The 13534-nt window shown below is 61.9% G+C and carries 10 protein-coding genes; 7 read left to right on the forward strand and 3 right to left on the reverse strand.

Features of this window, described 5'->3' with window-relative positions:
* Positions 1–40 precede the first annotated feature (40 nt).
* Both GAL_RS11685 and rsgA read left to right on the forward strand, forming a co-directional pair.
* The gene (locus GAL_RS11685) at positions 41–1225 is read left to right on the forward strand and encodes a vWA domain-containing protein (protein ID WP_024097785.1); all 1185 of its coding nucleotides are present in this window, start codon (positions 41–43) and stop codon (positions 1223–1225) included.
* A 506-nt stretch (positions 1226–1731) separates the two neighbouring features.
* On the forward strand, positions 1732–2823 hold the full coding sequence (gene rsgA, locus GAL_RS11690; protein WP_024097786.1) for a ribosome small subunit-dependent GTPase A: 1092 nt from the start codon (positions 1732–1734) through the stop codon (positions 2821–2823).
* Positions 2824–2916: 93 nt separating this feature from the next.
* Here rsgA and GAL_RS11695 read toward each other — a convergent pair whose 3' ends face one another.
* From GAL_RS11695 to GAL_RS11705, 3 genes are all read right to left on the reverse strand, one after another.
* Positions 2917–4782 carry an OmpA family protein gene (locus tag GAL_RS11695; RefSeq protein ID WP_024097787.1) on the reverse strand — a complete coding sequence of 622 codons (1866 nt, stop codon included), beginning with the start codon at positions 4780–4782 and terminating at the stop codon, positions 2917–2919.
* Between the two features lie 123 nt (positions 4783–4905).
* Entirely contained in the window at positions 4906–6171 is a 1266-nt protein-coding gene (locus GAL_RS11700; protein WP_024097788.1) for a vWA domain-containing protein, read from the reverse strand.
* Between the two features lie 21 nt (positions 6172–6192).
* Positions 6193–7182 carry an AAA family ATPase gene (locus tag GAL_RS11705; protein ID WP_024097789.1) on the reverse strand — a complete coding sequence of 330 codons (990 nt, stop codon included), beginning with the start codon at positions 7180–7182 and terminating at the stop codon, positions 6193–6195.
* A gap of 203 nt (positions 7183–7385) precedes the next feature.
* Between GAL_RS11705 and GAL_RS11710 the strand changes: the two genes are divergently transcribed.
* The 5 genes from GAL_RS11710 to GAL_RS11730 all read left to right on the forward strand — a co-directional run bounded on the left by GAL_RS11710 (position 7386) and on the right by GAL_RS11730 (position 13325).
* Complete coding sequence (locus tag GAL_RS11710) at positions 7386–8453, forward strand: glycosyltransferase family 2 protein (RefSeq protein WP_024097790.1); 1068 nt, start codon at positions 7386–7388, stop codon at positions 8451–8453.
* 213 nt (positions 8454–8666) lie between these two features.
* Positions 8667–9626, forward strand: coding sequence for a hypothetical protein (locus GAL_RS11715; protein WP_024097791.1), 960 nt, complete (start codon positions 8667–8669; stop codon positions 9624–9626).
* Between the two features lie 102 nt (positions 9627–9728).
* Complete coding sequence (pyrC, locus tag GAL_RS11720; RefSeq protein ID WP_024097792.1) at positions 9729–10769, forward strand: dihydroorotase; 1041 nt, start codon at positions 9729–9731, stop codon at positions 10767–10769.
* 77 nt (positions 10770–10846) lie between these two features.
* Positions 10847–11527 carry an orotate phosphoribosyltransferase gene (locus GAL_RS11725; protein ID WP_024097793.1) on the forward strand — a complete coding sequence of 227 codons (681 nt, stop codon included), beginning with the start codon at positions 10847–10849 and terminating at the stop codon, positions 11525–11527.
* A 277-nt stretch (positions 11528–11804) separates the two neighbouring features.
* Positions 11805–13325, forward strand: a complete 1521-nt coding sequence (locus tag GAL_RS11730; protein WP_024097794.1) for a replicative DNA helicase — start codon at positions 11805–11807, stop codon at positions 13323–13325.
* Positions 13326–13534 lie beyond the last annotated feature (209 nt).

Genomic DNA, 13534 nt, shown 5'->3' on the forward strand with positions numbered 1-13534 from the left:
GTGCGAAATCGCCACCTGACCAGCCCTGACGGAGACCCAGATGTTTCAGCCTTTCTTTGAAAACCTGCGCAAGGCGGCGGTTCCGGTGTCCTTGCGGGAATATCTGACCTTTCTTGAGGGGATGAAGGCGGGGCTTGCGACCTATGACATCGACGCGTTCTATTATCTGGCGCGCGCCGCCATGGTGAAGGATGAGCGCAATATCGACAAATTCGACCGCGCCTTTGCTGCGACATTCTCCGGGCTGGAGGCGATCCCCGCTGAGGCGGTGATGGAGGCCGTGGATATCCCCGAAGAGTGGATCCGCAAGATGGCGGAGAAGCACCTCAGCGAGGAAGAGCGCCGCGAAATCGAGGCGCTTGGCGGGTTTGAAAAACTGATGGAGACCCTGAAGGAGCGGCTGAAGGATCAGGAAAGCCGCCATCAGGGGGGCAACAAATGGATCGGTACGGCAGGCACCTCGCCCTTTGGCGCCTATGGCTACAACCCCGAAGGCGTGCGCATCGGCCAGAAGGAAAGCCGCCATCAGCGCGCGGTCAAGGTCTGGGACAAGCGCGAGTTCAAGAACCTGGATGGTGATGTCGAACTGGGCACGCGCAACATCAAGGTGGCGCTGAAACGTCTGCGCCGCTGGGTGCGAGAGGGGGCATCCGAGGAACTGGACCTCTCCGGCACCATCCGCGCCACTGCGGAACACGGCTATCTGGACGTGAAAACCCGCCCCGAACGCCACAATGCAGTGAAGGTGCTGTTGTTTCTGGATGTGGGTGGGTCAATGGATCCGCATATCAAAGTGGTGGAAGAGCTGTTCTCGGCGGCGCGCAGTGAGTTCAAGCATCTGGAGTATTTCTACTTCCACAATTGCCTCTATGAAGGGGTCTGGCGCGACAACCGCCGTCGCTGGGATGCACAAATCCCCACCCATGAGGTGCTGCGCACCTATGGGCCGGACTATAAGTGCATTTTTGTCGGCGATGCGTCGATGTCCCCCTACGAGATTGCCTATCCCGGCGGCGCCAATGAGCACTGGAACCCGGAGGCCGGTCAGGTCTGGCTGGAGCGGGCGCGGGCGCAATGGGCCTCGCACCTGTGGATCAACCCGGTGCCGGAGGCCTATTGGGGGCATACCCATTCGATCCAGATGATCCGGGAGATCTTTGCCGATCAGATGGTGCCGATGACGCTGGCGGGGCTGGAACGCGGGATGCGGGAGTTGACGCGCTAGGGTCAGGACCCATTAATCCTGCATCGCTGGCGCGCGAACGGCAAAAAAGCAGTGGTTTTGAGCGCGCCGGGACTGGCGGTGTCAATTCCAAGCGTTCAAAGCCGCTGCTTTGCAGCGGTTCGCACGTACGGGGATTTGGCTGATTTTGCCTCTGAGCTGCGTCACATCTTCTTGAAATAGAACCACTATTCCTGTGAATCTGTTCCTTGTCAGAAACAAAATCAGTCAAACCAGAGGTGCAGGATTAATGGGTCCTGACCCTAGGCCGGACAGCGCCGCGCGGCGAAAGCTTGCCAAGTCACCCTGCCTCGGGTAGACCAAGCGCCAGAGAATTGGAGAGTTTATGTCCTGGTGAAGAAGGGGCGGCAGAGGCCACCCCGGTTTGCAGATTGCCCCGGAGAATGCCGCCTGCCCCTATTGGCAGGTGTCAGGGAAGATTTGCGCGACATTCATCAGACATACAGATCCGGGCCGACCCCGAGATCGCACCAAGAAAGACATTCCCAATGACAAGGGACTATTCCCAATTCCTGAGCACCCCTGCGCCTAACGATAGCGTCGACAGCACGCGCCCTTTGAGCGCGCTGGAGCACCTCGGCTGGCAGGGATTTTTCTCACAGCAGACCGATCTGGACGAGATGGCCAGTCACCCGCCGGTCCGCATCACCGAAGTAAACCGCAACGGGCTGCGCGCCATGGGCGACAGCATTGATCTGGTGATCCCCCCCGGCCCCGAAGCCACGGTGGGCGATTGGCTGATGCTAGACCGGGAGCTGCCAACGCATAGCCGGGTGCTGGAGCGAAAAAGCCTGATCCGCCGCCGCGCACCGGGCAAGGATCGCAAGATCCAGCTGATTGCCGCCAATATCGACACGATGTTTGTGGTCACCTCCTGCAATGCGGATTTCAATGTCGCGCGACTGGAACGGTTTATTGCCATGGCGTTTGACGCTGAGGTGACGCCGGTGATCCTGCTGACAAAAATCGATCTCTGCGATGATCCGTCCGACTATGTGGCGCAGGCCAAAACCATTTCCGATCTGGTGGAGGTGGTGCCGCTGAACGCCAAAAGTGGGGCTGCGCGCGAGGCGCTGGCACCCTGGGTGCGGGCCGGTCAGACCATTGCCTTCCTCGGCACCTCGGGCGTCGGCAAATCGACGCTGACCAAGGCGCTTGGCGAGGATCTCGATATCGCGACACAGGGCATCCGCGAGGATGACGCGCGGGGACGTCACACCACCACCCGTCGGCAGCTTTATTTCATCGACGGCGGCTGCGGTGTGCTGGATACGCCGGGCATGCGGGAATTGCAGCTGACGGATGCGGCCGAGGGTGTAAGTGATGTCTTTGCCGATCTCGAAGAGCTGGCAACGCAATGCCGGTTCCGCAATTGCGCCCATGAAGGCGAGCCGGGCTGCGCGGTGCAGGCGGGCATTGCCGCCGGTGAGGTTGACGCCAGCCGGTTGGACCGCTGGCGCAAACTGGCCGCCGAAGAAGCCTTCAATTCCGCCTCACTGGCGCAGCGACGCGCCAAGGACAAGAGCTTTGGCAAGATGGTGAAAACGGCGAAAACCATCAAAAAGCGCAGCCGCAAATAGCAGCTATTGCAGAGGTTTTAGATAGGACAGAAGGGCGCCCGATCTGGGCGCCCTTTGATGTGTTGTTCCGGCTTGGATCCGCAAGCAGACCAATCAGCTGCCGCCTTGCAGAAGCGGCGTGATCCGGCGCACGGCGGCGCGGCGATTGGCGCGCTCGGCGCGTTGCGTCACCACCGCCAGATCGGTCTCACCATAGCCCTGGACCACCATATTTTCGGGCGGCACCTTGAAATACTCGGTCAGAGCCAATGCGACACTTTCGGCGCGGCGATCTGACAGTGCGAGGTTAAAGGGGGCGGCACCGACCGCATCCGTGTGGCCTTCGATCAGGAACACCTCCTGCGGGTTCTGCGCGATCATCTCGCGCAGCGCATTGCCCAGCGCCGCCAGTTCTTCGGCCTCTGCTGCGCGGATCACAGACGATCCGGTTTCAAAGTTGATCGACTGCACAGTGATTTCCGGGACCAGTTGGCGCACCGCGTCGATATTGCGGATCTGGCGCAGGGAGAAGCGGCGGCTGATGGCGGGGGCTTCCTTGGCGGCGAGCGCCAGCGCCAGCTCATCTGTGTCAATCGTATCGCTGCTGAAGGCGGACCTGCGCGGGGCGGCGGTGGGCAGTTCGGAGACTACCACATTGTCGGCGCGCTGGGTGTCATCGAACAGCACAACGCTGCTGCCATCGGTGAGCGTGCGGGTGCGGCGCAAGACGCGGCCATCGCGGGCGCGGATGGTTTCAACCTCCGCCCCGTCTTCGCGCACGACAACGGTGCGGGTGGAACCGTCCTTGAACTTATACGTGGTGACATTGCTGCCGGGCTGGCGCAGCAGGGCGTCGTCATTCTTGATCACCCGGTACTGGCCGTTTTGTTCCACCACCGCACGGTCACCGGAGTTGGTCACCACGGTTTCGCCCTGCTTCAGCAGCTGGCCAATGGCAACGGCACCAAGCCCCAGAAGCGCGGCCTTCTGCAGCTTGCTGAGGCCGTCGTCCTCCTCTGCGGCCGGGGCCGCAGCTGCGCTATTCTCCGTCGGCGCAACAGTTTCAGCCTCTGCGGTGGTTTCAGCCTCGGCAGCGGGCGTGTTGACGGCGGTCTCAAACTCCTCATCGGAGCTGCGTGCGGTGTCTTCTGTCACGGTTTCTTCCACCACCTCAGCCTCTCCGGTGGTGTCAGCGCTCGCGGCGGCGGCGGCGCTGTCATCATCGGCCTCATCTTCCGCCAGCGCATCGGCCTGCGCCTGACTGTCGAGCGGTTCGACCTCGGGTTCAGGTTCAGGCTCGGACGCAGGTGCAGCGTCGGTCCCGGCCTCTGCCTCTGCCAGCGCTGCGGCCAGTTCGGTGTCGGAGGTGGTTTCGGCCTCAGTCGTATCCTCTGGCGCGGCGGCGCCTGCCTCGGCGTTGGCCGCTGTGTTCACCCCATCATTGGCGACCGACTCCACCGGAGTCTCTGCCTCTGCGGTGGTTTCATCTGCGTTCTGTTCAGCGGCTGTCTCTGACGTCTCGGCCGGAGCTTCGGTCTGCGCGGTCTGAGATGGGGCAGCCTCTGTGGCGGGTTCTGGGGCCGGGTCAACCGGAGTGGCGGCCTGCTCAGCCTCGGTCGGGGCTGCTGGCTCGGCCTGTTCGCCCGCCGCAGGTGCGGCCTCAGCCTGTTCAGCGCCTGCCATCAGTGCGGAGGACGCAAGGGCAGGATCCAAATCCGCGTCCAATTCACCGGTGACATAGGCTTGGCAGAACTTGGCTTTCGCCCCTTTTCCTTTGCCCTTCAGGATCTCCCCTTCGGGGCTGATGCGCCCATTCTTGAGCCATCGCAGGCAGCGTTGCACCGCCTGGGTGATTTCCTCAGGGGCCATCTGGCTGAGGTCGGTCGGACCCGATTTCGACTGCGCGGGGGCAGCAATCGGAAGACTGAGAGAGATGATGACCGCCAGCGCGGTCGAGGATCTGAGAAGCTGCGAAACCATGCGGTGTTCCTTTCGCTGTGCGGTGCAAAGCCTAGGAACATAACTCGCGCCGGAGCAAATAAGTTGCCTGTGAGCGATGGTTTTCGGCCAGAGCCTGCCGATCAGAGGCCGCCCCTGTATCCGTTATTCACTCGCCAACATCTGCATCAGCCGCCGTTTTTCGCCGCTGTCCTCCGCGCGGGTGAGGACATCCGCCAGATCCTGCAGAGCCGCAATCGAATGGCCCGCGCGAAAGCTGTCCACATGGGGCAACATCGCGCGGATTCCGCGTGCCCTAGGCGCAAACCCGTCGAAGCGCAGTAAGGGGTTTAGCCAGATCAGACGGCGCGCGGAGAGATGCAGCCGCTGCATTTCGGCGCTGAGCTGGTCGGTATCGTCGCGGTCCAGCCCATCGGTGATCAGCAGCACCACCGCGCCCTGCCCCATCACCCGGCGCGACCAGTCGCGGTTGAAATCGTGCAGGCAGGCGCCGATCCTGGTGCCGCCTTCCCAGTCCTGCGCCTCTGCCCCGGCGGCTGCAAGGGCGGCATCAACATCGCGTTGCGCCAGATGGCGGGTGATATTGGTGAGCCTCGTGCCGAAGGTAAAGCCATGCACACGCGCCCAGCCCGGCCCCTTGCGATTGGCGACCGCATGCAGGAAGTGCAGGATCAGGCGGGAATATTGGCTCATTGAGCCGGAGATATCGCAGATCACCACCAGGTTGGGCCAGCGCACCCGGCGCTGAGCCCGCGCGAGAGTGGTCACCTCGCCGCCCTGACGAGCGGCCTGCGCCATGGTGCGTCGCCAGTTGATGCGGTTGCCAGTGGCGGAGGCGATCAGGCGGCGGGACTGGATCGGGCGGATGGGCAGCTGCATCTTGGCCAGCATCCGCTTCGCCTCGGCCACTTCGGCGGTGCTCATCTGCTCAAAGTCGAGCTGCCGCAGCCGTTCCTCTCGCGACATGGTAAGTTCGGCGCTCAGCTCCAGCTGCTCGGGCTGATCCTGATCCGGGGGTGGTTCCGGACGATCTGGGGCCTCGGCCCCGTCCAGCAGGGCTTCAGCGGCGCGTTTCTGGGCGGGTTTGGCGGCGGTCTCTTCCTGCGTGCCCCGGATCGCGGGCAACATCGCCGCCATCATGTGCTCCAGAAAGCGCGGATCGCGCCAATAAAGGCGAAAAATCTGCGCAAAGACCTGACGATGTTCAGGTTTGGAGACAAAGCAAGCGTGCAGTGTCCAGTAGAAATCCTGCTTTGAGGTGAAGCCTGCCGCCGCAACCGCCGCAACCGCTTCGGCCACCCTGCCGGGGCCGATGGGCAGCCCGGCACGGCGTAAGGCACGCGCAAAATGGGTGATATTCTGCGCCAGCCGTGGTGTTTCCGGCAAGGGCAACGGCGGGTATTCAGGCATCAGCGCAGGCCTGCCGCCACATCACGCAGGACCCAGCGTCGCGCGCGCCTGATCCAGAATGCGCTTCGCCTCAGAGCCCTGCAGACGGCTGATATCATCCTGATATTTCAGAATGGCCCCAAGCGTGTCGGCAATCACCTCAGGCGACAGATCAATGACATCCAACGCCAATAGGCAATTGGCCCAATCAATTGTCTCGGCAATGCCGGGATGTTTGAAGAGATCTTCGGTGCGCAAGGCCTGCACGAAGGCCACGACCTCCTGCGACAGCCGCGGTGCCAGACCGGGGGCGCGGGCGGTCAGGATCTCCATCTCGCGGTCGAAATCCGGGTAGTCGACCCAGTGATAGAGGCAGCGCCGTTTCAGCGCGTCATGCACCTCGCGGGTGCGGTTGGAGGTCAGGATCACAATGGGGGGTTCCGGCGCCTTGATGGTGCCGAGTTCGGGGATGGTGACCTGGAAATCGCTGAGCGCCTCCAGCAGGAACGCCTCGAACGGTTCATCGGTACGGTCCAACTCATCAATAAGAAGGATTGGCGCGCCAGCGGGATCGGGCTGCATCGCCTCCAGCAGAGGGCGGCGGATGAGATAGTCATCGCTGAAGAGCTCCGCCTGAAGGGCGGCGCGGTCACGGGGGGCGTCACTACCGGCCTCGGCGGCGCGGATGGCGATCATCTGGGCGGCGAAGTTCCATTCATAGACCGCGCTTGACGCATCCAGCCCTTCGTAGCACTGCAACCGGATCAAGCGACGGCCCAGCGCGGCGGCGAGGGTCTTGGCGATCTCGGTCTTACCCACCCCGGCCTCACCCTCAAGAAACAGGGGCCGACCAAGTCGCAGCGACAGAAATACCACCGTCGCCAGCCCCCGATCCGCAACATACCCGGCCTCCGTCAGTAGCGTTTCCACTGCATCGATGGAGCCAGGTAGATCCCGCGCACCTTCCTGCACATGGGATCTGACAGAGTGACTGGCGATCTCCGGCTGGCTCGTCTTCGTCTGCTGCGACATCTGGCTCCCCTTCGGTTCCGCCCAAGAGGCCACGGCGATGTAAGCGGGTCAAGCGGCTGGTCATGCCACTTTGGTCCCATAGGTCACCCGTGAACGATACTGTGCCCTGTTTCCGGACACATTGACCGGCCTGCGCAGCAATGCGATGACAGAGACACGCCATCGGCCCAGGTGGGTCCGGTACAGACGTGGCAGGAGACAGCATGCGAACACTGGCCGTGACATGTGTGAAGAACGAAGGCGCTTTCCTGCTCGAATGGATTGCCCATCATAAGGCGGTGGGCTTCAGCGATATCCTCGTCCTCTCCAACGACTGCACGGATGGCACCGACCGGATGTTGGACCGTCTGGATGAGCTAGGCCATGTCACCCACCTGCGCAACGATGGCCCCTATGACAAGGGCGGCATCCAGTTCACCGGGCTGAAGAAGGCCGACAAACACCGTCTGATGCGCAAGGCGGACTGGGTGATGGCGCTGGATGTGGATGAGTTTGTCAATATCCATGCAGGCGAGGGTCGGCTGGCGGATCTTCACGCAGCGCTGCCCGATGCGGATGCCATCACCCTGACCTGGCGGTTGTTCGGCAATGGCGAGACGGTGCGCTATCAGGACCAGCCGGTGACGAACAGCTTCACCCGCTGCGCGCCGGAGGTGATCCACTGGCCGTGGCGCGCGGCCATGTTCAAGACGCTCTATCGCAACGATGGCACCTATCGCAAACTGGGGGTGCATCGCCCGCGCAGCCCCGACGACGGCGCCACCCTAGAGGGGTTTCGCTGGTTCGATGGTTCCGGGCGGGAACTGGATCAGGGGTTCAAGACGCAGCGGATCTATTCCGACTACGGGCAGCCGAATTTCGATCTGGTGCAGCTGAACCACTATCCGCTGGGATCAATGGAAAGCTATGTGCTGAAGGCCGAGCGGGGGCGGGTCAACCGTCCGGGTGATCTGGGTATGGATTACTGGGTCGAACGCAATTTCAACACCGATGAAGATGAGAGTATTGCCCGCTATCGCCCTGCCCGCGAGGCCATTGCCGATCTGCTGCGCGAAGATGCCAAACTGTCGAAACTGCATGAGCGCGCCGTGCAGTGGCGTCACGACCGGTTTCGCAGGCTGATGCAGCAGGAAGACTATCGCACGCTGTTCTCGCGCCTGCTGATGACACCGCCCTCACGGCTGATCAGCCCCGGCACCGCGCGCACGCTCACCGGGTTTGCCACGCTGGGTCGCCATGGCGCACCGCAGGGCGGCGGCAAGAGCGACTGATCCAGCGCACTCTGGCGATCAGCCCTACAGGCTAGCCAGTCAGACGGCGGCGCATGGGCCGTGACACTGCCCCTGACAGGCATCTTTTTCAACGAAACCCGCGCCGATGGCCGATAAACCGGCCTTACAATTTCCAATTTTAGCCTTATTTCGCCCTTAGATGTTGCCAGACGCAAATCCGTCCAAACGCGGGCGGGACAAGAGGACGACGCAATGCAGCAGGATACATTGGACACGCTGGACGAGGACCTGTCCGGGCTGAAGCCCGCGCAGTGGCAGGCCCGTATGGCCGCCCTTGCCGAGGAAAACGGCATGTATCAGCCACTGGGCAATCGTCACTTTGCCAGTTTCATTGATCAGGGCAATACGCTGCTGGTCAGTTTTGAGACCATCCAAGGCATCCACAACCTGTCTGATGTGGCGCAGCCACTGGGGTTTGACCTGGTGAAGAACCTCGGCTGGTCGCATCTGTGCATTATCTCCAATGGTGACACCTGGTTCCGCAACGAGCGCATCTACGGGTTCTTCGACCAGCTGGTTGACGACGGGTTCTTTGATGAATTCGACAAGGTGGTGTTCTATGGTGCGGGCCCCTGCGGCTATGCGGCGGCGGCCTTCTCCGTTGCCGCTCCCGGCGCCACTGTCGTGGCGGTGCAACCACAGGCGACGCTGGATCCGCGGCTGACGGATTGGGATGATCGGTTCAGCGAGATGCGCCGCGTTGATTTCACCGACCGTTACGGCTTCGCCCCGGATATGATGGACGCGGCCAAGCAGGGTTTTGTGATCTACGACCCGCGTGAGCGGCTGGATTCGATGCATGCCGCCCTGTTTGCGCGTAAGAATGTGCTGCGGCTGCGCACGCCGCATCTGGGCGACACCGTTCAGACGCGGCTGATCGAGATGGAAATCCTCTATAATATTCTCGCTCTGGCTGGGGCGGACCGGCTGACCGAGCAGCAGTTCTACAAGCTCTATCGGGCCCGACGCAGCAATGGCCCGTACCTGCGCAAGTTGATGGCCCGTCTGGAACAGGATGAACGCCCCTATCTGATGGCGCTGCTGTGCCGCAATGTGACCAGCAGGCTGCGCGCGCCCCGCTTCCGCCGCCGCCTGGAAGCACTGCGTAAAAGCGCCGCTGAAGGCCAGATCAAACTGCCCCCCGAACGGTAAGAGCAGCGCTGCAGCATAAGGTACATAAGCCGGTGTCGCCAATTGCTGTCGCAGGTGATGCCGTTGCTTCCCCTGCGCGCGCCCCTGTGCTAGGCGGGCGCCATGACCGTTCAGCTCACCATCCCCCGCCCCGATGACTGGCATCTGCATCTGCGCGATGGCGCAATGCTAAAGGCCGTTCTGCCTGAAACCGCCCGCGATTTTGCCCGCGCCATCATCATGCCGAATCTGGTGCCGCCGGTGGTGACAGGGGATCAGGCCGCAGCCTACCGCGACCGCATTCTGGCCGCCCTGCCCGATGGCATGGAATTTGAGCCGCTGATGACGCTCTACCTGACTGAGGACACCGACCCGGAGGATGTGGCGGCAGCTCATGCCAGCGGTCTGATCAAAGCCGTGAAGCTCTACCCGGCCGGGGCCACCACCAACTCCGCCTCCGGCGTCAGCAATTTTGACAAGGTGCGCGGCGTGCTGGAAACCATGGCCGACATCGGCCTGCCGCTTTGCACCCATGGTGAGGTGACGGACCACGACATCGACATCTTCGATCGCGAGGCAGTGTTTATCGACCGGGTGCTGGATCCGATCCGCCGCGCAACCCCCAGCCTGCGCGTGGTGATGGAACATATCACCACCAAGAATGCTGCCGATTATGTGAGCAGTCAGGAGCAGGACCTCGGCGCGACGATCACGACCCATCACCTGATCATCAACCGCAATCACATTCTGGCTGGCGGCATCAAGCCGCACTACTATTGCCTGCCTGTGGCCAAGCGCGAGGAGCACCGTCTGGCCCTGCGCGCGGCTGCGACCTCTGGCGACAAGCGGTTCTTCCTCGGGACAGATTCTGCGCCACATACCGACCCCAACAAGCTCAGCGCCTGCGGCTGTGCCGGCTGTTTCACCGCTACCAACACCATGCCGCTGCTGGCGCATGTGTTTGAAGAAGACAGCGCGCTGGACAAGCTGGCAGGCTTTGCCTCTGAAAACGGACCGGAATTCTACCGTCTGCCCGTCAACACCGAGAGCCTCACTCTGAAGAAACAGGACAGCCCGGTTGCCTTCCCCGCACAAATCGAGACCGAAGATGGCCCGGTTACCGTCTTTGATCCCGGTTTTGATGTGTTCTGGAAGGTCGCCTGACCGTATCTTCTGGCCCCAAATATCCCCGCCGGAGGCGTCTGCCGCCGGCGGCTCGCGCCGACCAAAAGGATGATAGAATGATCCCCTCCTCCTACCCCTCCCGCGAAGAAATCGCCCGTCTCTCTGCCCGCATGTTGCTGGAAATCGGCGCGGTGAATTTCAACACCGACACGCCGTATACGCTGGCCTCCGGCCTGCCCTCGCCCAGCTATATCGACTGCCGCAAGCTGATCTCCTTTCCGCGCATCCGCACCACGCTGATGGATTTTCTGACTGTCACGGTGATGCGCAACGCGGGTTTTGAGGCGTTTGACAATATCGCGGGCGGCGAAACCGCAGGCATCCCCTTTGGCGCATTGGTGGCGGAACGCATGGCGCTGCCGATGACCTATGTGCGCAAAAAACCAAAGGGCTATGGCCGCAATGCCCGCATTGAAGGCGTGATGACCGAGGATCAGCGGGTTCTGCTGGTAGAAGACATGACCACCGATGGTGGCTCCAAACTGTCCTTCGTGGACGCGATCCGCGAGACCGGCGCCACCTGCGGCCATACCGCGGTAATCTTCTATTACGACATCTTCCCCGAAACCACCCAGCGCCTCGGCGACCACGGTGTTGAACTGCATTACCTGTGCACCTGGTGGGATGTCCTGGCCGAAGCCAAGGCGCAGAAAAGCTTCAGCGCCGAAACGCTGGATGAGGTGGAAAACTTCCTGAAAGATCCACGGGCCTGGCAGGAAGCGCATAAATCCGCCTGATCACCCTCTAGGTGACGCGCATCTTATCTGGGGCGGCCTGTGGACGGGGCCGCCCCGAATCAACTTGGAAGCAAGCAGATCAGCGCAGATATAGACAGCTTTCCAGAATGCACCGCATCATATAGACTACCCAGACCCCAACCCGGCTTCTGTAGAAACGACACACAGGTCAGCCTGCGGATATCCACAGGCTGTTCACCGCTTATCCTCAGAGTTTTCCAGATAGCCAGACCCGGGTTCGCCCCCCTATAACGCGGGGCCAATGACGAGAGCAGCGATGAACGATATTACGCCATTTGACCCGAACCTACCGGCCGCACCGGAGCCTTCCACCAATGGCGAGGCGACGGGCGACGACGCCAGCATCCTGCCGCACTCCGTTGAGGCTGAACAGCAGCTGCTGGGCGCCATCCTGACCAACAATGATGTCTATGATCGCATCGCCTCGATCATCACCTCGGCGCATTTCTACGACCCGGTACATGCCCGCATCTATGAGATTGCCGCCGCGCGGATTTCCAAGAATGCGCTGGCCTCACCCGTCACGCTGAAGGCCTTCATGGAGGATGACGAAGGCCTGAAGGAGTTGGGCGGCCCGGCCTATCTGGCAAAACTCGCCGGGGCCTCGATCTCGGCCTTTGCGGTGCGCGACTATGCGCAGATGATCTATGATCTGGCGATCCGGCGCGAGCTGATCGCGTTGGGGCGCAGCATTGCGGACAAGGCGCGCCGGGTCGATGTGGCCTCTGAGCCCAAGGAACAGATCGTCGAGGCAGAACAGTCGCTTTATAAACTGGCAGAACAGGGCCAGACCGAAAGCGGTTTTAAATCCTTCCTCAAGGCCGTCACCGAAGCGGTCAATGTCACCAATGAGGCCTATCAGCGTGGCGGCGGCATGGCCGGGATTTCCACCGGGCTGGCCGATCTCGACAAACAGCTGGGCGGTCTGCACCCGTCGGACCTGTTGATCCTGGCGGGGCGTCCCTCGATGGGGAAAACCTCGCTTGCGACCAATATCGCCTTCAACGTCGCCAAAGCCTATAAGCGCGGGCAGAAACCCGATGGCACCGAAGGGGCCGTGGATGGCGGCGTCGTTGGCTTCTTCTCTCTGGAAATGAGTGCCGAGCAGCTGGCAGGTCGTATTCTGGCCGAAGCCTCCGAGATTTCCTCCCATAAGATCCGCCAAGGCGACATGACCGAGGAAGAGTTCCGCCGCTTTGTTCAGGCCGCCAAGGATCTTGAGAGCTGCCCGCTGTTCATCGACGACACCCCCGCCCTGCCAATCTCGCAGCTGGCGGCCCGCGCGCGTCGCCTGAAACGGACCCATGGGCTGGATCTGCTGGTCATCGACTATCTCCAGCTCTGCCGCGGTATGGCCGATAACAGGGTGAATGAAATCGCGGAGATTTCCATGGGGATGAAAGCCATCGCCAAGGAGTTGAACATCCCGGTGGTCGCCCTTTCCCAGCTGTCGCGTCAGGTCGAAAGCCGCGAAGACAAACGCCCGCAGCTGTCGGACCTGCGGGAATCCGGCTCGATCGAGCAGGACGCCGACGTCGTGATGTTCGTATTCCGCGAGGAATACTACAAAGAGCGGGAAAAACCCGGTGATCACGAGCTGGACAAGATGGAAGAGTGGAAGCAGGCGATGGAACGGCTGCACGCCAAGGCCGAGGTTATCGTCGGCAAGCAGCGTCACGGCCCCATCGGCACGGTTGAGCTGGCCTTTGAGGCGCAGTTCACCCGCTTTGGCAACCTCGCCAAGGCGTGGCAGCAGGATCACGCGCCGGAGTATTGATCTGCGTATTGATCTGCGCAGCCGAGCACAGATTGCAGCGCGCCGCCTGAGACACCCGCCAATTGATCCGGCGACTGTATCCGGCGGAGCGCCTTTGAACGCCCCCTAGGGCCTGTCACCTTTCCTTAAATACTCAAAATTCCCGCGTTTGCCCCGCAGACTCATGCTTACAGGGGCTGGCCACGTCGCCCCCTGCCGCAAACGCAAGC

It is taken from the genome of Phaeobacter gallaeciensis DSM 26640 (assembly GCF_000511385.1).
GTDB classification, from domain to species: domain Bacteria; phylum Pseudomonadota; class Alphaproteobacteria; order Rhodobacterales; family Rhodobacteraceae; genus Phaeobacter; species Phaeobacter gallaeciensis.